This window comes from Rhodococcus sp. MurmanLake-1 (assembly GCF_056945715.1).
In genome coordinates, this window is sequence record NZ_JBWZNF010000003.1 from 626,850 (window position 1) to 646,529 (window position 19,680).

The 19,680-nt window shown below is 62.6% G+C and carries 18 protein-coding genes; 9 read left to right on the plus strand and 9 right to left on the minus strand.

Annotated features, from left to right (window positions below; translation table 11 throughout):
* Positions 1 to 213 precede the first annotated feature (213 nt).
* The 4 genes from hpt to dacB are packed head-to-tail and all read right to left on the minus strand — an operon-like array spanning position 214 to position 4,232.
* Positions 214 to 768 carry a hypoxanthine phosphoribosyltransferase gene (gene hpt / locus AC2ETI_RS12800; protein WP_019746778.1) on the minus strand — a complete coding sequence of 185 codons (555 nt, stop codon included), beginning with the start codon at positions 766 to 768 and terminating at the stop codon, positions 214 to 216.
* Between the two features lie 3 nt (positions 769 to 771).
* A complete protein-coding gene (gene tilS / locus AC2ETI_RS12805) occupies positions 772 to 1,749 on the minus strand; it encodes a tRNA lysidine(34) synthetase TilS (RefSeq protein ID WP_483633995.1) in 978 nt (325 codons plus the stop codon).
* The gene (locus tag AC2ETI_RS12810; RefSeq protein ID WP_019746776.1) at positions 1,750 to 2,823 is read right to left on the minus strand and encodes a zinc-dependent metalloprotease; all 1,074 of its coding nucleotides are present in this window, start codon (positions 2,821 to 2,823) and stop codon (positions 1,750 to 1,752) included.
* Positions 2,823 to 4,232, minus strand: a complete 1,410-nt coding sequence (gene dacB, locus AC2ETI_RS12815; protein ID WP_029254401.1) for a D-alanyl-D-alanine carboxypeptidase/D-alanyl-D-alanine endopeptidase — start codon at positions 4,230 to 4,232, stop codon at positions 2,823 to 2,825. The genes AC2ETI_RS12810 and dacB overlap by 1 nt, the downstream gene beginning before the upstream one ends.
* A gap of 103 nt (positions 4,233 to 4,335) precedes the next feature.
* Between dacB and AC2ETI_RS12820 the strand changes: the two genes are divergently transcribed.
* Positions 4,336 to 4,827 carry an inorganic diphosphatase gene (locus AC2ETI_RS12820; protein WP_003941181.1) on the plus strand — a complete coding sequence of 164 codons (492 nt, stop codon included), beginning with the start codon at positions 4,336 to 4,338 and terminating at the stop codon, positions 4,825 to 4,827.
* An 87-nt stretch (positions 4,828 to 4,914) separates the two neighbouring features.
* Here AC2ETI_RS12820 and AC2ETI_RS12825 read toward each other — a convergent pair whose 3' ends face one another.
* The 3 genes from AC2ETI_RS12825 to AC2ETI_RS12835 all read right to left on the minus strand — a co-directional run bounded on the left by AC2ETI_RS12825 (position 4,915) and on the right by AC2ETI_RS12835 (position 7,661).
* The gene (locus AC2ETI_RS12825; RefSeq protein WP_021333819.1) at positions 4,915 to 5,745 is read right to left on the minus strand and encodes a crotonase/enoyl-CoA hydratase family protein; all 831 of its coding nucleotides are present in this window, start codon (positions 5,743 to 5,745) and stop codon (positions 4,915 to 4,917) included.
* A 46-nt stretch (positions 5,746 to 5,791) separates the two neighbouring features.
* Positions 5,792 to 5,998: a hypothetical protein gene (locus tag AC2ETI_RS12830; protein WP_124568973.1), complete on the minus strand. Its 207-nt coding sequence runs from the start codon at positions 5,996 to 5,998 to the stop codon at positions 5,792 to 5,794.
* Between the two features lie 133 nt (positions 5,999 to 6,131).
* A complete protein-coding gene (locus AC2ETI_RS12835) occupies positions 6,132 to 7,661 on the minus strand; it encodes an LCP family protein (protein ID WP_483633996.1) in 1,530 nt (509 codons plus the stop codon).
* Positions 7,662 to 7,783: 122 nt separating this feature from the next.
* On the opposite strand from AC2ETI_RS12835, the gene AC2ETI_RS12840 reads away from it, so the two are divergent.
* From AC2ETI_RS12840 to AC2ETI_RS12850, 3 genes are all read left to right on the plus strand, one after another.
* The gene (locus AC2ETI_RS12840) at positions 7,784 to 8,602 is read left to right on the plus strand and encodes a polysaccharide deacetylase family protein (protein ID WP_483633997.1); all 819 of its coding nucleotides are present in this window, start codon (positions 7,784 to 7,786) and stop codon (positions 8,600 to 8,602) included.
* Between the two features lie 4 nt (positions 8,603 to 8,606).
* Positions 8,607 to 10,586 carry an amino acid permease gene (locus tag AC2ETI_RS12845; protein WP_311094318.1) on the plus strand — a complete coding sequence of 660 codons (1,980 nt, stop codon included), beginning with the start codon at positions 8,607 to 8,609 and terminating at the stop codon, positions 10,584 to 10,586.
* 85 nt (positions 10,587 to 10,671) lie between these two features.
* Complete coding sequence (locus AC2ETI_RS12850; RefSeq protein ID WP_483633998.1) at positions 10,672 to 11,112, plus strand: hypothetical protein; 441 nt, start codon at positions 10,672 to 10,674, stop codon at positions 11,110 to 11,112.
* A gap of 607 nt (positions 11,113 to 11,719) precedes the next feature.
* Here the strand turns inward: AC2ETI_RS12850 and AC2ETI_RS12855 are convergent.
* A complete protein-coding gene (locus AC2ETI_RS12855) occupies positions 11,720 to 12,601 on the minus strand; it encodes an SDR family oxidoreductase (RefSeq protein ID WP_133727755.1) in 882 nt (293 codons plus the stop codon).
* Between the two features lie 155 nt (positions 12,602 to 12,756).
* Between AC2ETI_RS12855 and AC2ETI_RS12860 the strand changes: the two genes are divergently transcribed.
* The 5 genes from AC2ETI_RS12860 to AC2ETI_RS12880 all read left to right on the plus strand — a co-directional run bounded on the left by AC2ETI_RS12860 (position 12,757) and on the right by AC2ETI_RS12880 (position 18,625).
* Positions 12,757 to 13,350 (plus strand): TetR/AcrR family transcriptional regulator, encoded by a 594-nt coding sequence (locus AC2ETI_RS12860; RefSeq protein WP_113682057.1) that lies wholly within the window; start codon positions 12,757 to 12,759, stop codon positions 13,348 to 13,350.
* 524 nt (positions 13,351 to 13,874) lie between these two features.
* Positions 13,875 to 15,476 carry an ABC transporter substrate-binding protein gene (locus tag AC2ETI_RS12865; protein ID WP_483633999.1) on the plus strand — a complete coding sequence of 534 codons (1,602 nt, stop codon included), beginning with the start codon at positions 13,875 to 13,877 and terminating at the stop codon, positions 15,474 to 15,476.
* Between the two features lie 619 nt (positions 15,477 to 16,095).
* Positions 16,096 to 16,458, plus strand: coding sequence for an ASCH domain-containing protein (locus tag AC2ETI_RS12870; RefSeq protein WP_483634000.1), 363 nt, complete (start codon positions 16,096 to 16,098; stop codon positions 16,456 to 16,458).
* Positions 16,459 to 17,078: 620 nt separating this feature from the next.
* On the plus strand, positions 17,079 to 17,627 hold the full coding sequence (locus AC2ETI_RS12875) for an AAA family ATPase (protein WP_483634001.1): 549 nt from the start codon (positions 17,079 to 17,081) through the stop codon (positions 17,625 to 17,627).
* 515 nt (positions 17,628 to 18,142) lie between these two features.
* Positions 18,143 to 18,625, plus strand: coding sequence for a hypothetical protein (locus tag AC2ETI_RS12880; protein WP_483634002.1), 483 nt, complete (start codon positions 18,143 to 18,145; stop codon positions 18,623 to 18,625).
* Between the two features lie 6 nt (positions 18,626 to 18,631).
* Here the strand turns inward: AC2ETI_RS12880 and AC2ETI_RS12885 are convergent.
* Positions 18,632 to 19,680, minus strand: a 1,049-nt coding sequence (locus AC2ETI_RS12885; protein WP_483634003.1) for a lipase family protein, incomplete at its 5' end; no start/stop codon positions are given.

Here is a 19,680-nt window from a genome sequence, read left to right on the forward strand (position 1 = left end):
TCTGTCGCAGACGAGCGACTTCGACCGAGGTTAGCTGTGGAGAGCCGAAACTTGCCGAAAACCTATTGCATAACCGACGCAGCACCGCGTCTAGCAAGAAGGATCCGGCGTTGCAGAAACCTTCCTAGAACCCAAGTGATGACTGGGAACAGTTAAGATCTGAGCTGGTTGGCGCGTTGGGGACGAGGCAAATTCAGGTCAGTGCGAGCAGGCTCAGCCGCCGTAGACCTCGGGGTCCAGGGTGCCGATGTACGGCAGATCGCGGTACCGCTCGGCGTAGTCGAGGCCGTAACCGACGACGAACTCGTTGGGGATGTCGAAGCCCACGTCGCGGACGTCGACGTCGATCTTGACCGCGTCCGGCTTGCGGAGCAGGGTGACGACCTCGAGCGAAGCGGGATTACGCGTCTTGAGGTTGCGCATCAACCACGACAACGTCAGGCCCGAGTCGATGATGTCCTCGACGATCAGCACGTGGCGACCGGCGATGTCCTTGTCGAGGTCCTTGAGGATGCGGACGACGCCCGAAGACGAGGTCGAGGATCCGTAGGAGCTCACCGCCATGAATTCCATCTGCGACGGGATCGGCAGGGCGCGGGCGAAGTCGGTCATGAAGAAGACCGCTCCCTTGAGGACGCCGATCAGCAGGAGATCCCCTTCGGGGGCGCCTGCCGGGTAACGCTTGGCGATTTCCTCAGCCAGTTCCGCCGTTCGTGCACGGATCTGTTCTTCGGAGATCAGTACCGATGCGATGTCGCCCTCGTACACGCGTCAAACCCTTCGTCGGTCTTCGAATCCGAGGATCAGCCTGCCACGTCGCCGGGCCGCCACCAACCTCGCCTCCGGTGTTCCGCCCCCGATCGCGACGCCGCCTTGCCCCCGCCAGTCGGTCACCAAAGCGTCGACTGCGCGTAACTGTTTGTCCGTCAATGCTTTTGCGCCGCCCTGCAGCAGCCAGGCTCGCAGAGCGCGTCGGCGGATTGCGGTGGGCGCTTCGGCAAGTGTGTCCACTTCCACTTCCCCGTCGACGACAGCCCGTAGAAGTAGGGCCTCGGCGTACTCGTCGAGCGCCTCGCCGTCCTCACGCAACTGCGTCGCGGTTCGGGCCAACGCCTCGGCAACTCCCCCGCCGAGAATTTCTTCGAGCAGCGGCAACGCCTCGTGCCGCAGACGCACGCGAGTGAACTCGGGATTGTTGTTGTGCGGGTCCTCCCACGGCGTGATGCCCAGGTCGACGCAGGCCGCCCTGGTCACCGACCGACGGATGCCGAGAAGCGGCCGTCCCCAGGGAGCATCGAATGCAGCCATACCCTGAATCGATCGCCCACCGGACCCGCGGGACAGTCCGAGAAGGACGGTCTCTGCTTGATCGTCGAGCGTGTGTCCGAGCAGAACCGGGAGGTCAGTCCTGGCGTCGCGCAGAGCGCTGTACCGAGCCTCACGCGCGGCGGCTTCGAGACTCCCACCTTCGGCTACGTCGACGGCCAGCACCGTCGCGGTCCGGCAACCCAGCGCCAGCGCCTGGTCTGCGGCCGAGCGCGCGACGGCATCAGAACCAGGCTGCAGCCGATGGTCCACGATCAACGCGTCGACCGAATCGGCTTCCGCCACCGCTGCTGCGGTCAGCGCCAACGAATCGGCTCCCCCGGACAGGGCGACGACCACACGGCGTCGTGGCTCGAATGCGACCGTCCATGCCCGCACGGCCTGTCGCAGCGCCAGTAGGGCAGGCGTCTCAGGCAGCAGCATCTAGCCGAGAACGCGCTTTACCCACGCGTCGGGATTGTCGATCTCGTCCAGCAACGGCAAGGTCTCGGGCCCGGTCCAGATGGTGTTGAACTGCTCCATGCCGACCTTGAGAACCACCGCGTCGACGAAGGCCTTGCCGCGTACGTACTGCGCCATCTTGGCGTCCATGCCGAGAAGCATCTTGATGATCCGCTGCACGGGGTTGGACTTGCGCTGCCGACGCTTGTCGAAGGCCGCGCGGATAGTTGCCACCGACGGCACCACGGCGGGGCCGACGGCGTCCATCACGTGGTCTGCATGCCCTTCGAGGAGGGTGCCGAGTACGAGCATCCGATCCAGCGCGTCACGCTGAGGTTCTGCCTGCGAAGCACGCAGCAGGCCGATGATCCCGCCCGCCGTCGCACCGTCACTGGAGTCGGGTTCCTTCCGCGAGCGCAGCTCTGCAGCAAGGCGCCCGACAACGTCGGTCATCGACTCGTCCACCGTCGCACCAAGCGTTTCGACGGATTCCTTCATGTACTCCGCTAGCCACGGCGAGGACGAGAACTGAACCCGGTGGGTGACCTCGTGCAGGCAGACCCACAACCGGAAGTCACTCGGGTTCAGCCGAAGGGACCGTTCGACGGAGACGATGTTCGGTGTGACCAGAAGCAGGGTGCCGTGCTCGCCGGTGAACGGGTCGTACTGCCCGAGGATCGCCGAAGACAGGTACGCCAGCATGGCGCCGGCCTGCAAGCCCGCCGGCTTTCCGACGATGAGATTGCCACTGCCGTCAGGGTCGGCGCCGGTGAGATGCGCCATCGACCGCGAGGCCGCCGTGATCCACCCGGCCCGGTCGAGCACGTCAGCGGCCGGGACCGGTAGACCGTCGGCCAAACCGGTCACTTCACGAACCGGCAGTTCTGCACGCTTGGATGCCTCGGCGAGTTCTGCCGTTGCCGTCTCGGCCGTGTAGCGAGACATCGCGGGGCCGCCGCGCGCCAGTTTTATCCCGGCTTTGGCGGCAAGACTCCAGTCGACGGCACCACCGAGCGGAGCCGAGGCTTCATCATCTTGTGGAGTCTTTTCGGCCACTATTGGCACCCGCAATTCCTCAATGCTCCGGCAATCGCGTCCAGGGCAGGACGGCTCACTTCTGGCGGCCGGTCATTGGACATCAGTGCGAAGGTGAGCACTCGCCCGTTCTGATCGACCACGAACCCTGACAACGCGCTGGCCGTCGAGAGAGTTCCCGTCTTGGCCCGTACCCAACCCGCACCGGTTCGGTTTCCGGACGCGTAGCGGTCGGACAAACTTCCTGTTCCGCCGGCCACCGGAAGGTAGTCCAGCAGCGGACGCAGTTTCGGATCACCGTCACCGGCCGCCGCCGTCATGACGCGATCGAGTACCTGAGCGGGAATGAGATCGTCGACGGAAAGTCCGCTGGAATCGTGCAGCGAAACTCCGGTGTAGTCGAACCCGGCGGCCTGCAAGGTCTTGCCGGTCGCGTCGACGGCTCCGGTGAACGAGGCTTCGATTCCGGAGGCAATCGCGACCTCACGCCCGATGGTCTCGGCGAGCACGTTGTCGGAATGTTCCATCATCTGCAGCAGTCGGTCGCTCAGCGGCGCCGACTGCACGGTGGCGATCGGCTTGGCACCGGCAGGCGCCGCGCCGAGACTCACGTTGGCGGGATCGACACCGAGGGCCTGAGCGAGCACCTTGCCGGCGTCCAACGCGGGCGTTTCCGAACGCGGCGACTCGTCTTGAGTGCCGTCGTACCGACCACCTTCGATCATCACCGATTCGATCGGGGTGATGTAACCGGCCGCGATGTCAGCGGGGAACCACCCGGTGGCCATGTTGTCGCCCTTGAACAAGCTCGAGTCCACCACGACGCTGGTTACCGGCGTACCGGCAGCCTTGATCTGGTCGACGAGATCCGCGATGTGAGCAGCATTGGCGTAGTACCCGCTCTGCCCCTTCGGCGTCGCCGTCAGCGTCGGGTCACCACCGCCGACCAGAACGACCTGCCCGGGGCTCGCTCCGGGGACCACCGTCGTGGCCAGCCTGTGGTCGAGCGGCAGCTTCAGCAGTGCCGCCGATGCGGTCAGCACCTTCGTCGTGGACGCAGGCGTCATCGGCGTCGACGGGTCTGCGCTCCACAGAATGTTTCCGGTGAGCGCATCAGCGACAACTCCGGTGAACTTCCCCAGATCCGGGTTGGCCACGGCCGGGCCGATCGCCGCTGCGATTCCCGACGCGCTCGGGATCGGTGCGTCCGTCGGGACGGGCACCACCTGAGGTGACGGCGTCACGAGCGCAGGCTGCGGCGACGTAGTCACGGTCGCGCTGCCGGCTGTGTCGTTCGACGTACCGAGTTTCACGACGACAACTCCGGCGACGGCCAGTACAACCACTGCACCGACCGCCAGAAGGATGCGGAAGTTACGCCGTCGACTCTCTTCCAACGAGCCGATCTTCTTCTTTCCTTGGCCCGCCAACGCCCCTCCGTCTGTGCTCTGCCTACTGGGTGGTCAGGCAACCTTATCCTTGACCCGATATCCTTCCGACGAATCATTACCGACACGACAGCGAGGAATCGGCGTGGAGTTCGACGTCACCATCGAGATCCCCAAGGGTCAGCGCAACAAGTACGAGGTCGACCACGTAACCGGTCGCGTCAAACTCGATCGCTACCTCTACACAGCTTTCGGCTACCCGGCCGACTACGGCTTCATCGAAAACACCCTGGGTGAGGACGGCGATCCGCTCGACGCCATGGTCCTGCTCCCCGAGTCGGTCTTCCCCGGCGTCATCGTCGAGGCTCGCGCAGTCGCGATGTTCAAGATGGTCGACGAGGCCGGCGGAGACGACAAGGTCCTCTGCGTTCCGGCCGGTGACCCCCGCTGGGATCACATCCAGGATCTGGGTGACATCTCACAGTTCGAGCTCGATGCGATCAAGCACTTCTTCGTCCACTACAAGGACCTCGAGCCGAACAAGCACGTCGAGGCAGCCAACTGGGTCGGCCGCGCCGAGGCAGAGGCCGAGATCGAGGCTTCGATCAAGCGTCTCGCTGCCAACGGCGGTCACTGAGCTCGAGTTCTCAGGCCTTACGAAAATCCCCGCACATCGGAAGATGTGCGGGGATTTTTGTGCTGTTTTTACTCGCCCTTGCAGTTCCTACTCACCCTGGAAGACCGGCGGGCGCTTCTGGAAGACGGCGGTGATGGCCTCGGTCAGATCCTGCGAAGGCAGGAACGCCGCGTTCCAGGCTGCGACGTAGCGAAGGCTGTCGTTCACGCTCGCGCTGCGGGTGTGATCGAGCACGTCCTTGATCCCGTGGACCACGAGCGGCGGATTGAGCGCAATCTCCTTGGCGGTCGCGCGCGCCGCTGCCAGTACCGCGTCGGCATCTTCGAAAACGTCGTTGACGAGGCCGATCTTCTCGGCGCGCGCTGCGTCGATGTCCTTGCCGGTCAGAGCCAATTCACGCAGGTGTCCGTCACCGATGATCGCGGGCAGACGCGCGAGGCTGCCCATGTCTGCGACGATCGCGACCTTGACCTCGCGGATGCTGAACTTGGCATCGGCACTTGCGTAGCGGATGTCCGCCGCCGTGATGAGGTCGACGCCGCCGCCGATGCACCAGCCCTGAACAGCTGCGACGACGGGCTTGCGGCAGTCTGCGACGGCATTGATGCCCGACTGCATGCGCTTGATCATGTCGTGGAATTTGGTGCGCGGACCTGCCTGAGCCTTGTCCGCGAGGACGGCACCGAATTCACCGCTCATCGCCGGCAGGTCCAGTCCGAACGAGAAGTGCTTGCCGGAACCGGCGATGACGATTGCACGCACCTCGGGATCGGCGTCGAGGTCGGCGAAGATTTCGGGGAGTTCATTCCAGAAATCCGGCCCCATCGCGTTGCCCTTGCTCGGCCCGATCAGCGTCACCTGGGCGATGTTGTCTTCGCGCTCGACGGTGAACGCATTCCAGCTCTTCTGTTCAGTCATTACTCAAGAGTAACTAAAGGTCGGGCTCAGCCGAAGACCGCTGCCTTCATCCGAAGATTCCTGCCTCGTCAAGTACCAGTACGACGAGGGTGACGGCCATCAGGGCGAACATGATGAGCATCGCCATCCTGGCCGCCCGCTCACTGGTCGGTGGGAAAACGCGCTGCGCCGGATGCTCGGCCACGTACTCGGACAAGGACATGGTCCTGGCACGTGAGCGTGTCGGATTCTGTACCGCTGCTGTTGTAGCCATGTCGGTGATCCTTTCAACTACGCAATCTCAGTCAGGTACCCCAAAGGTGAAGTACCCGACTGAGTTCGACTTCTCCAATGTAGACCCGCAGATCGAAGAAGTCAGCGTGAGTTTCGTGCGAATTACCTGAGAGTTAGTCCACACAGGGGATGCCGCCATTCGCGTCGGCTCGGATGGGTGATCCCTGCGCTCCCGTATCGGGAACTGTGCCGGCGGATACCGAGGAGTCCGACTGCGCCGGAGCGGCCGAGAACACGGTCTGCGCATTGTCCTCACCGATCAGTACAGACACTGATTCGGCCGCTGCCTGCTCGTTCGGCACTGCGGCCACGCCCAACTGCTCGGCCAGCGCCTCTGCGACGGCTTTGGCGCCGACTCCATAGCTGACCACCGACTTTGCCGTCGCAGCTGCGGTGCTCACCTCTCCGACTTCGACTCCCGACGCTTTCATCGCCGCTGCCAACGCGGCGCCCAACCCGTCCGTCGCGGTTCCGTTGCGGATGTCCACAACTTCGTTCCCGGTCGAGATCGCGGTGTCCATCGCAGGTGCAGATGCCGAGTCACCTCCCGCGAAGATCCGCGACACTTCGCTACGCAGACGCGCCGGATCGACCATGTTGACGTCCTGGCCGTCGACGGTCTCGTATCCCTCGATGGGCAGGGTGTAGAAGTCGATGTTCCCACCCGCGAGAGCGCTTGCCTGAGAAGCGAATCGGACGGGATCCATGGCGGAATCGATCACCACGTCCTTCTTCACCACGTCGGCCAGTGCCGTCATCTTCGGAATGTTTCCGATGACGCCGGAGCCCTTCAAGTTGGCGATCACCGCGCTGATGAAAGCCTGCTGCCGGTGGGTGCGATCCAAGTCCCCGTTGTCCAGGCCGTGGCGTTGACGGACAAACGAAAGTGCCTGTGACGCATCGAGAGTCTGAACCCCGGCCGGGAAGTTGGCGCCTGAGAAATCGTCCTGCACCGGATTGTTGAGACACACCTGAACGGGGCCGATAGCCGAGACGACGTCATAGAAGCCCATAAGGTTCACTTCGGCAAAGTGATCGATCGGAACCTTGAGCAGATTCTGCACGCTGGTCAGTGTCGACCGCCTACCGACTTCACGCGCTTGCTGTTCTCGTGCAGCAGGATCCGTCACACCGTCCGCTACGAGTTTGGCGTCCGCATCAGCCTTCGCCATTCCGTAGGCTTCCTTGATCTTGGCCATTCCATAGCCGGGTACCGCGACGTAATCGTCGCGTGGAATTGCCACCGCACTGGCCTTGCCACCATCGCCCGGAACATGGAGCAGGATAAGCGTGTTCGTGTTGTACCCACCCACATCACTGTCCCCTGCGTGCAACTTGTCGGTGACGAACTCTGCCGGCAGGTCACTGCCGTCCATCGCCTTGCGGCTGTCGAGCCCGATCAACAAAATGTTGGTATCCCCGTCGAGTGAACTGCCGGCGTCGTCGCCGAGGGCGGAGAGCGCATCCGACCGGTACAGCCCCGACGTCAGATCCGACTGCACGTACCACCCGATTCCGACGCCCACCAGAATCGTCGTCGACAGGGACGCCGCCGCCAGCTTGCGCCCTACCGAGAGCGTCGACCGCTGCGGTTGACGCCTACGCCTGTGCCTGGTTGCCGAGTGTCGAGGTCGCGGTTCCACGGCCGACACGCTATCCACCGTTCCTGAGTAGAACCTGTCGATACCGGACACAGCTGGTCATTCGCTGAAAGAACGCTGAGAATGAAGTCCGAATTGGGCAAATCTGCTCTAGGCTCCGCCCTGTGGACCGCCGACGCTTCCTCAGTGCCCTCGCAGCAGCAACTCTGACCGGAACCGCCGCGGTGACCATGGGAACCGCTTGTTCGTCACGTTCGGTCGGGACGGCGGTCGCCGCAGCCGACGAGCCAGCAGACCCTGCCGCTGTTCCGAATCTCCCGCCTGCCTTGCTGCCGCCTCCACCGCAGTCTGCCCGGGTGCCGCTGCCCGCCGGCGGATCGTTGACCGCCCTGCCCGGCGGCGGGGATCTGTTTGCCCTGACGGTTGACGACGGAGCCAGCTCCGAAGTCGTGCGCCTCTACACACAGTTCGCAAAAGACACCGGCATCCGTTTGACGTACTTCGTCAACGGGCAATACAACTCGTGGACCGAAAACGCCGGACTTCTCAGACCTCTTGTCGAGAGCGGACAAATTCAGCTCGGCAATCACACCTACTCGCACCCGGATCTGACGTCAGTGTCGAAGCAGCAGATCGCCGACGAGCTGACGAAGAACGGCACGTTCCTGCGCAACACCTACGGGGTGGACGCGGCGCCGTACTTTCGGCCGCCGTATGGAAGGCACAACGCGACAGTCGATTCCGTGGCCGCGAGCGTCGGCTACACCGTGCCCACCCTCTGGTACGGGTCGCTGTCGGATTCTTCGTTGATCACCGAGGAGTACATCCTGCAGATGGCGAACCAGTACTTCAATCCGGGGGCCATAGTGATCGGACACCTCAACTATCTGCCCGTGACCCACGTGTATCCGCAACTGGTGGACATCATCCGAAGCCGGAACCTGCGGACGGTCACGCTCAACGATGTCTATCTGAAGCCGTGACGCCGTGGTGACCGCAGCCGACAACGAGGTCCCGGCCGACAACACGGCTCCGTCTGTGAAACAACGCACCGAGGCCTGGCTGCTCGCGGACATCACCGAGGAACCAGCCGGACATCTGGGGCCACACCGGATGGCGCCGAAGAAGGAGAAGCGCCACCCGTGGTGGAAGGTGATGTGCCTGACGGGTGTCGATTACTTCTCCACTCTCGGTTACCAACCCGGTATCGCGGCACTGGCGGCCGGCACGTTGGCTCCCATCGCGACAGTCGTGTTGATTCTGCTGACGCTGTTCGGTGCGCTCCCGGTCTACCGGCGAGTGGCTCGCGAGAGCCCGCATGGCGAGGGGTCGATCGCCATGCTCGAGAAGTTGCTGCCCAAGTGGCGCGGCAAGATCTTCGTTCTCGTGCTTCTCGGATTCGCGGCCACCGATTTCCTCATCACCATGACGCTCTCGGCCGCCGATGCCACGGCGCACCTCGTCGAGAATCCTTTTGCTCCAACCTTTCTCTCCGGACACACCGTCGCCGTCACCCTTGTTCTGCTCGCGCTCCTCGCCGCGGTATTCCTCCGCGGATTCACCGAAGCTATCGGTATCGCTGTCGGATTGGTCGCCGTCTACCTCGCCTTGAACGTGGTGGTCATCTCCGTAGGTTTGTGGCACATCGCGACCGCGCCGTCGTTGGTCACCGACTGGACGCGCGCCATGACCACCGAGCACGGAAACCCGGCGATGATGATCCTGATCGCGCTGATCGTCTTCCCGAAGTTGGCTCTCGGTCTGTCCGGCTTCGAAACCGGCGTCGCGGTCATGCCGCAGATCAAGGGCGATCCGCACGACACGGAACAGAATCCACGGGGCCGCATCAAAGGCGCACGGCGCCTGCTCACCACTGCGGCGCTGATCATGAGCGGATTCCTGCTGACGTCGAGCCTGGTCACCACCATCCTGATCCCAGAAAACGAGTTCCAACCCGGAGGCGCTGCCAACGGTCGCGCGCTTGCCTTCCTCGCGCACGACTATCTGGGTGAGATCTTCGGAACCGTCTACGATCTCAGCACGATCCTCATCCTTTGGTTTGCCGGTGCGTCGGCAATGGCAGGGTTGCTCAATCTTGTTCCGAGGTATCTCCCCCGCTACGGCATGGCGCCGTCGTGGGCCCGCGCCGTGCGTCCGCTGGTCCTCGTGTTCAGCGTCATCGCCATCACCGTCACGATCTACTTCGACGCCGGTGTCGACGCTCAGAGTTCCGCGTACGCAACCGGTGTCCTCGTGCTCATCTCGTCGGCGACCGTCGCCGTTGCCCTGTCCGCCCGCAAGCACGGTCAGCGAAAACTGTTCGTAGGGTTCAGTTTTGTCGCAGTTTTGTTCGTCTACACGACGATCGCGAACATTTTCGAACGTCCAGACGGTGTGAAAGTGGCGTCGTTTTTCATCGCCGCGATCATGGTGGTGTCCTTCCTTTCCCGGATCTCGCGAGCCTTCGAACTACGGGCAACCTCTGTCGAATTCGACGAGACTGCACTGCGATTCATCGCCGAGGCAGCCGAGAAGGGTTACCTCGCGATGGTGGCGCACGACGTCGATCGTCTCGACGAGGACGAGTATCGGCAGAAGGAATCGCAGCAGCGCGCCGAAAGCAACATCCCGGAGGCGGAGTCAATCATCTTCATCGAAGTAAATGTCACGGACTCCTCCGAATTCAGCACCGATCTCCTCGTCCACGGACGACAGCGCGGTGAGCACCGGATCCTCTGGGTCGACAGCCCTGCCGTCCCCAACACCATTGCGGCGGTTCTCCTGCGGACGAGAGACATCACCGGCGTGATTCCCGACGTCTACTTCGAGTGGACCGAGGGAAACCCGATCATGTACCTGCTCCGATTCCTCTTCATCGGTGAGGGCGAAACCGCTCCGGTGACCCGTGAGGTTCTCCGCCGAGCCGAACCCGACCAGTCCCGACGGCCACACGTCCACGTCGGTTGACGCGGCAAACGACGAGCAGAGGGATGGTCCAGGCCATGCCGATGGACGACACCAGCAGCGCCGGCTACTGGAACGGAAAACCGCAATGCTCATGCGCGGTTACCCCTACTCCGCGGCCGTCAAGGACAAGGACTTGATGGACCTGCGGATCTGGGCGTCCTCCGGCAACGTCAAACTAGTGCGCACCGTCTTGCAAAGGGATCTGCCGGACTGGCACGCCGAACGGCCGGGCGTCGGACTCGAAGTCCGACTCCTCCGACGACGTGGTCAGCGCATGTGCCGGTTGCTCGAGCCGTTGGCGTCCCCGAAGTTGATGGGCGCAATCAACGTCCCTCGTAGCGAGTCCGCTGATCTTCATGCGCTGATGACCGAAGGCAAGAACACCGTCAAATCGCGTCTCGAAGGGCACAGCGCATCGGCGGCCGCGTTCACCACCGTCCTGTCCGCCGAGCTCTATCACGTGGCGAAAACGCACTGCCTGACCAGGCCGGACGACAAAATCGATCCTCCGCTTCGGATGAACTGATGTTCGCTCGGTCCTGAAAGTCACGACCCTACTTGAACGAGAGTGATCGTATGATCATCGCCGATCGACCGTAAATTGCGCAGGAACGCGCATCCGGAGACCGGCCGCGTGCCGCCCGCACGATGCCAACAACCGAGCCGCTTCATAGAATTCGACCAAAGACAGGGAAGATCGCACAGAAAGAAGTGCTGCGTGCCTATATTCAGGCGAAACTCGCGAATATCACATCTTGCGTGCGAGGCTCGCCCTGAAATCCATTGCGATGGTGCGGATCTATAGGACGATCGGCCCCGCTGCACCCACACGTCGAAGCGACTGGCTATCGCAGGTTCGATTCGTCTGTCACCAAGCGATAAAGGACGTATCCAGAAAACACTATTATGGAGACGACGCAGAGTACGAGCATGATGTCGAAGAAGATAGTCATGTTTCCCCTCATGGGTTCGACCAGGATCGATTCGTTTATCCCCGCGAAAGTTTCTCCGCGAAAATGTCCTGTTCCGCAGCTCCAATCGTGTGAAGGCGATAGTGCCTCACCACCCGAGGCACGGCTCAGCACTACTCAGAGTGAGGGCTTGGCAGTGTCATACGCTGCGCGAAGGGCCACTTACGATTCCTGATCCGCTGACACGAGGTCGCGGAAGTAGTCGGAGAGACGGTGAGTGCCAGTCCGCTCGCCCACCGACTCACGTTGGAGCCCTTCGATGAAGAATCGAGCCAGCGACGACGGGCGCGGCCCCAGGCGATCCGCGGTCCAGATGACAGGCCGGACGAATCCGGCAGGGACCGAGACCATTCGGGGCCGCTTGTCCACCGCGGCGAACGCCAAGTCCACGATGTCGCGATACCTGTAGATGTCCGGGCCACCGACATTCCACTCACCGGACTCGTCCCCGAGTCGGTCGACACAGAAGGCTGCGAGGTCGGCGCCGTGGATCGGGTTCAGTCGCGCAGTTCCGGCACCGAGGCCGAACGCAAGGCCGCGACGGGCCATGTCGAGGAATTCGGAAGCGTCCGAGAAGTACCCCGAGGGATTGACGATCTGCGAAGCCGCCTCGCTCCGCCGCAGCGCCTCCACGAACGCCGCCTTCGACCGCATCACCATCGAGGTGCCCTCGTGGACATGCATGACGTTGACAAACAGAAACGACGACACCGAGTCCAGCTCCGCCAACTGCAGCAGACGCAAGTTTGCTTGAAAATCGATGTCCCAGGGGTCAGCGTGTTGCCTCGTCACACCCAACGCTGAAACCACCCGGTGCACACCGTGACACAAATCTGGAATCGTACTGCGATCGCCGATGTCTCCGATCACCCACTCGTCTACCAGGCCGCTTAGAGATGGAGCTCCGAACGCCCCCGAGCCCTCCGCGCGATCGCGTGAACGCACCAGCGCCCTCACCCGATAGCCGCGTTGATGGAGCTCACGCACCAGGTACCTACCCATATACCCCGTCGCCCCGGCAACTAGTACGGTCTGCGCTTCCACGTGCACCCCTTCCATTCATGTACTGCCTAGTCCAAGAATACAGTACTGCCATGCGATGACTTCGACACGCCAAAGGAGGTCCTGTCGGCCCACCTGGACAATGGGAACGTCGGGCCACCTCGGATAGCCGGCAACAATGAGATGGAGGAAACGTGATGGCGCGTCCCGCACGACCGTTGGACCCGGCGCGCTCTCGCGCGCTACTCGATGCCGCCGGCGTCGCATTCGCAACACACGGTTTCGAGCGGGCCTCGCTCAACTCGATCCTGGCCGAGGCGCGATTCCCGAAGAGCTCCTTCTACCACTACTTCGGGGACAAGACGACACTGTTCGAGCGCGCCGTGGAAGCCGGAATGGACGCGCTGCGCGCAGCGGTGACACCACCGAACATCGACTCACTCGATCAGCACAGCTTCTGGCCGCAGATACGTCAACTCGGTGATCAACTCCAGATCGCCGCCACCTCGGACCCACGCACCCAGATTGCCGGACGCCTGCTTCACGCCGCCGACGTCCCGCCCTCACCCACGCTCGACGCTCTTCGCCACTCGATAACGAACTGGCTCACACACGCACTCGAAAGAGGCCGCGACCTCGGCCAGATTGACCTCGACACCCCCCTGGAGCTTCAACTACACCTACTGATCGCCGTCCTCACGGAAGTCGACCGATGGGTGCTCGCCCACAACGCGCACACCGACTCCACGTCCGCGGCACTGCGCGTACTCGAACGCTTGCTCGTCGCGTGATCATGACTCCCGCACCGCCGCCGATATGTTGCAACGACCAATGGAATCTACCAACAGACTTGGGGCCAAACCTTTTACCTACGGACTAGGGCTTATCCGACATATTTGAGGTCGAACACCGAAATGAAATCCCACTCGAACTGCCTTGTTCTCGGTGACGGTGGCTCGTATTCCGCGCTCGTGTAACGCCGCCGCCCTGAATTCGCGACCGCTGGCTCGATGCGACTCTGTTTCAGGTCCACGCCCATGCAGAAATCTTCATTTCCATATAGGTCGCTTCTGTCTCGCACCTCTACCAGCGGGCGGCGGCAACCGACTTAACCCGCCTGTTTCACCGGTCGCTGCCCGATTGTCGACAGGTAATTACTTGTCAATTCAATTCTCGTGGGAACGGACAAAAACCGACCGGATTCTTGTGAGAATCGACTGAGATGGGCGTCACGTCATGCGTCAAGATTTAGCGGTCAATACTTAACCGCGCCCTCATCTTTTTGCTCGGGCCCCGGCTCCATCACGGAGGCACCATGAAACACCGCTCCTATCCAACACTTGCAGCGGCCGCAGGGCTCGCTCTCGTGTTGTCCGCCTGCGGCTCGGGAGGCACGTCCTCGGGCCCCGGCGGCGGTGACCCCCTCATTGACGGAACCTTCCGATTTGCACTGGAGGCCGATCCAGGCGCACTCAACCCGGTCATGACGGCATCCCCTGCTACCGGCGAGATTTCGCGGTTGGCTTACGACTCCCTGGTTTACCAGGATCCCGATACCAGCAAAGTCGGACCGTGGTTGGCAGAAAAGTGGGATGAAACCCCGACGTCTGCATCCTTCACCATCCGTGAAGGCGTGACCTGTACCGACGGGTCCACGTTGACCCCCCAGACCGTCGCGGACAACATCAACTTCGTCGCCAATCCGGACAACGGTTCACGGTTGCGTGGCTCGGTTGTCCCTACCGGTGCATCGGCGACCGCTGACCCCGCTACGCGTACCGTCACGGTGAACACTGCGGCTCCCAGCCCGTTCCTGCTCCTTAATGTCGGGCGCCTCCCGATCCTGTGCGAGGCCGGAGTGAAGGACCCGACGGCATCGAACAAAGCCTCGCTCGGCACCGGCATGTTCCAAGTCACCGAAATCGCCGCCGGCAGTCACTACACATTCGAGCGCCGCGAGGGCTACAACTGGGGGCCCGACGGCACCACCTCCGACACACCAGGTGTCCCCAAGACCGTAATCGCCTCAGTAGCAACGAATGTCAGCACTTCCGCGAACCAGCTTCTGTCGGGCGAACTCCACGCAGCACCGATCGACGGGCCGGACAAGAGCCGAATCGAGGCCGCCAATTTTACCTCGATCAAACGACCGATGTCGGCCGGTCAGATGTACTTCAATCAGACAGCAACCAACCCGACCAGCGATCCCGCCGTCCGCACGGCACTGATCCAAGCGGTCAATCTCGATGACCTCGCTCAGGTCGTCACCGCAGGAAACGGGATTCGGGCAACCAGTCTCGTCGCCGTCGAACCGCGCGCCTGCGTATACGACTCTGTGACCGCCAATCTTCCCGAGTTCGATCTCAGTGCGGCACAAGCAACCCTGGACGCCGCTGGTTGGACCGCCAACGTAGACGGCAAGCGAAGCAAGGACGGAAAGCCGCTGAACCTGCGCCTCGTCTACGACGGTGTCGACGATCCGCGAAATGCAGCAGCCGAACTCGCGCAGTCGGCGTGGACCCAACTCGGTGCAAACGTCGAGGTGACAGGTGGCGACGAAAACCGGATCATCGACATCATTCTCAGCGGTAAGGACAACACCGCGTGGGACATCGCGTGGATCCAGATCAATTCTTCGCTCCCGAGCACGTTCACCGGATACTTCAGCGGACCCGTTCCCGCAGCCGGTAAGAACTTCTCGTCTATCAGCAACCCCGCATACGACGCAGCAGTAACAAAGGCCTCCGGATTGACTGGCGAAGCAGCCTGTGATGCCTGGGCCGACGCAGAGTCGGAGATCGTGAAATCGGCTTCTGCTGTGACCTTTGCCGACGCGATCACGAACCTGTACTTCAACAAGGCCGGGCTCTCATTCGGTAAAACGCTCAACGGTTCTGCTCTCCGCCTCTACCAGTAAACGAGTTACTCACTCAATTTCCTTGCGGTAGAACTACTTCCACTCCAACGACCGGAAGCGGTGCGACTCCCCTGAACGTCCAGCGCGAGCTCCGGACCTCTGTCGTCCAGCTCATTCTTCAGGATCGGGAACTGATCTAGCTACTCTCCGACACCTTCGTCACTTCGATGCCCCCCTCCGCCCACACTGGAGGGGGCATCGAAGTCTGGGCACTCGACCATCTCTTCGTCACTTCAGCAGCGACTGCCGATCTCTAACCGCGCAGTTTCCGGTGAGAACGTGGCACCGCGGATGACAGGAGTCGTAGCACTAGAACCCAAGGGTTAGATGCGGGTGGAGCCAGATGACAACCAAATCCACACGCTGTCGTGCGGCTTCCACTCTCGTGCTCGACGCTCGAGCCCTCGCACCAGAAGTACTCCGAGGTTCAGAAGGCCTCCTATGACGTGACTTTGGAGACGGAGGAGGATTCCCTCCGCTCCACCGACCAGTCCCTGAGCGGCGATGCCTGCCGGGAAAGCCGGCCGACCCTGCGGGGGCGCGAAGGCCACGCTTTCGGCCGCCGCCATCGAGGGTAGGACCGCCTTGGTGCTGGCCGTGCTTAGTGGACAATGCGAACATGACGACCTGCGCTCCTGCTCAAACCGTGCACTTTCATCAGAAGCATTACACGGCAGTGGTTTCTGGCGCGAAAGTTTCCACCGTCCGCTGGCGCGAAGGCATACACGAAGGGCCGGCAATTTTCATCTTCGACAATCACCCGACCGCCCGCCCCCTTGCAGGACAGGTCACTGCTGTAGAAACGTACGATCTCGCTCATCTGTCGCCGCTAGCAGCTCACCAGCCACCCGGCACCGACATGACGAATTTCGCAAGACAACTCCGGGTCAACTACTACCCCGAGATGCCTGAAGACGCTGTTGTTCAGGTGGTCGTCATAGCCACTGGTCACCACGGGGATTCGTCACTGCCCACGACGTAGTGCGACCGAACTCAGCCGTCGAAAACGTCTGTTGCACTTCCGTGTGCGTCGAGGTCTGCGCTGCCGGCGCCGATCGGGTAGTTGCGGCCCATTCTGGCTGGGTTGATCGGTCCAGGCGCGCTGGCACTCGTCCGGGGTCAGCGTTGTCGTGGATCCTCTGCGACAGGGCCGCCTTCGTTTTCCCACCGATCGAGTGCGCGTTTTTCCTGCTTGGCGGCGGTGTCTTTGCGCGATCCGAGTGATTTTACGGACTTGAGTAGTTCTGTGAGTCGGCCCATGACCGGACCATACTCGACTTTCCGGCGATGCTGACCCAGGGTTGGACGTATCTCCATCGGAGATGCCATAGGAGACTTCGACGGCGTCGACAACCACGAAACCTCCGCCCCGCCCTGCTTGCACTACCCGCACGAGAACGCACGATCCGGGTGCATGGCGGCGAATTGCCAGCGCGGGCCAACTCGGAGTGCGATTTCGGGACCGAAATGTTCGCGGCCAAACCGCGAGCACGACGGCGGCGACGCTTCGCACGACATCGCCGCGTCGTTCGGCGAGAACACTGGACCTAGGCCGGGAAAATCGGGTGCTTCAGCCGTCGAGATAGGGATAGGTTGTGGTGCGTGAGCGCACAAGTGATCATTCTGACCGGCCCACCAGGGGCAGGGAAGTCGACCCTCGCCGCGAAACTTGCCCGCGGCTACAGCAAAGGCGTTCATCTGCACACAGACGACTTCTGGCACTGCATCGTTTCGGGCGCGATACCTCCGTACGACCCCACGTCCGATGCGCAGAACCAGACTGTCATGGATGTGATCGCCGGCGCCGCCTATACGTATGCTCGCGGCGACTTCACCACGGTGATCGACGGAATCATCGGGCCGTGGATGCTCCCTCACTTCCGAACTCACGCGACACAGCACCCGAACTTGGTGGTCCACTACATCGTGCTCCGGCCGCAGCGCGACATCACGCTGAAGCGAGCCCAAGCCCGAACCGCGCCAAGCGCCTTGATCGACGAGGGGCCAATCCTCTCGATGTGGGATCAGTTCTCCGACCTCGGCGAGCTCGATGATCATGTACTGGACACGTCGGGCGACGAGGAAGAACAGAGTGCCCAACAAGTGGCAGCGGCCATTCGCGACGACCGTTTCCGACTCTTTGCACAGTAGCGGCTCAATCCGCCGGAAACCGTCTTGGTGATCGGCATCGGGGCGCCAGTGGATGTGAAACTTGGTGGTGTCGAGGTCGGCTAGTTTTCGCTCCGGAGCGCCCAGCTTGGGAGTCGGCCGAATCTCGACTGGCGTCGGGTTTTGTTGTGGCGCCTTAGTTTTTATCCAATTTGCCCACGTGTAGGTCTGTTCGGGCGTGGTCTCGTGGTGCTCGATCATGGCCTGCCAGTGCTGCGGAAAGGTCATCGCGGAGCGCAGCGAATTTCTCTTCGCGTGGACACCGCAGGTGGCCGGACCGCCGAGCAGGCGAATACAGTAGATGATCCAACTGACAACGGTTCCTGGTCTATGACTCGTCCGACAGACAGGTGCCCTGACCGAGCCCGTCCACGACCGCAGACGGCGACCCCATCGCGACGGGACGATGTGACGGAGATCGGGAATGACCGCGACATACAATCGCGGTCAGAGCGAAGCGCCAGGCCGAGATTCCGGCACCGAGGTGAGGGGGCAGGATGTTCGGTTGGAAGAAGAAGCGCCACGATTCGAAGATGACGCTCGACGATGTGATGTCAAAGCTCCGGCCTGACCTGAGTCGGGAATCGCTCGGCGTCGGGCCCGACTTTCCTGGCGTCGCCCCGAACCCGCTCATGAGCAGTGATGCACGCAAGCGCAGTGCGGAACTACGTACGGGGGCGCTTGCGCTTGGCGTTCTCGTCGACTGGCGGGAGGTCAACAGCAATCCACGCGCGGTCCTGATGTTCGACGTGGAGACCTCCGACGGCATCTCGTTCCGCGGTATCGCAGACGAAGACCTCACGATCACCGAACTGACACGACTCGCCCCGGGACAGACGTTGCCCGTGCGCGACCGGCCGGCCGTCATGGACCACTACGTCGCCCTTGCCAGGGACGCGGACCCCGCCCACGTGCAGCAGCTCTCCGACGAGATCGCGAGCCGCAAGCGGACCCCTGCCAGCCATGCGACAAACGCGTGAATTCGCCTACGGCTGGAAGAGATTCCGGACGAAGGAGAGGCTTTCGGGGAGCGCTGCCCGCATCGTCTCGATATGACCGGTCGGATATGTGCGGAATGTGACTGGCTGGCGGTTGGCGGCGAGTTCGGCCGCGAGTTTCAAAGCCAGCGGTGCCGGTACCATCTCGTCCGTCAGCCCCTGCCCGAGGAACACTGGCCGGTCGTACCCGGTCGTCGGGATCTCCAGCATGCCGCGAGCAGCAGCCAGCACCGCGGGATCGTCGAGGGGCCGGTTCACCAGATCGCCTATCGTGACGTCGCCGAGGCCCGATGCCATGTCCTGGTAGCAGTCGGTTTCGGCTCGGGCCAGGGCATCCGTGCCGCGTGGTGTCAGGTAGCGATCGATGTCGAGATCGGGTCGCGCCGCCCGGAGTCCGGCCAAGAGGTACGAGACGAACACGGTGCTGCCGGTCAGTGGCAAGCGGGGAAAGTCCGGCCCCACGAGTGGTGCAAGGTTCTCCAGATTGGACGGCGCCCCGGTCGCGACCGCGCCCCGATAGTCCAATTCGGGTGCGTACCGTGTGGCGATCGCTGCCGTGACCATAGCGGCCTGCCCGCCCTGAGACTGTCCGAGTGCCAACCACCGCGGTGAGAGCGACGGTTCGACCGCACGCGCGGCACGCACCATGTCGATCACGCTGTGCGCCGCCGACGGTCCGTCCAGGTACGCGTGGATTCCCGGCGTGCCGAGCCCCACGTAGTCGGTCGCGACGATCGCGTAGCCCTGCGAGAGCCAGTTCGTGAGGTACGGACTGCCGACGGTCCCGGTCACGGTGGGAGCGCACTGGTCGGAAATACCTACAGTGCCGTGAGCCCACGAGATGACCGGCCAGCCGCCGTCGGGTGGATCGCCGGGGGGCAGGAAGAGCGCGCCCGTACTCAACGCGGGCTGGTTCAGCGGTCCCGTGGACCAGTACGTGAGCTTTGATGCGTTGGCGGCGCCGGGAATCCAGAAGGAGTGCGGCAGGGAAGTTGCCGCGGTCACTGTGCCCGGCGTCGTGATTGACGACGGTTCCT

What these genes read in the sequence shown, in the direction of transcription:
- tilS (WP_483633995.1), bottom strand. Translation starts at nt 1,749, where the DNA reads ATGCTGCTGCCTGAGACGCCTGCCCTACTGGCGCTGCGACAGGCCGTG.
- AC2ETI_RS12825 (WP_021333819.1), bottom strand. Translation starts at nt 5,745, where the DNA reads ATGACTGAACAGAAGAGCTGGAATGCGTTCACCGTCGAGCGCGAAGAC.
- AC2ETI_RS12830 (WP_124568973.1), bottom strand. Translation starts at nt 5,998, where the DNA reads ATGGCTACAACAGCAGCGGTACAGAATCCGACACGCTCACGTGCCAGG.
- AC2ETI_RS12850 (WP_483633998.1), top strand. Translation starts at nt 10,672, where the DNA reads ATGCTCATGCGCGGTTACCCCTACTCCGCGGCCGTCAAGGACAAGGAC.
- AC2ETI_RS12860 (WP_113682057.1), top strand. Translation starts at nt 12,757, where the DNA reads ATGGCGCGTCCCGCACGACCGTTGGACCCGGCGCGCTCTCGCGCGCTA.
- AC2ETI_RS12865 (WP_483633999.1), top strand. Translation starts at nt 13,875, where the DNA reads ATGAAACACCGCTCCTATCCAACACTTGCAGCGGCCGCAGGGCTCGCT.
- AC2ETI_RS12870 (WP_483634000.1), top strand. Translation starts at nt 16,096, where the DNA reads ATGACGACCTGCGCTCCTGCTCAAACCGTGCACTTTCATCAGAAGCAT.
- AC2ETI_RS12880 (WP_483634002.1), top strand. Translation starts at nt 18,143, where the DNA reads ATGTTCGGTTGGAAGAAGAAGCGCCACGATTCGAAGATGACGCTCGAC.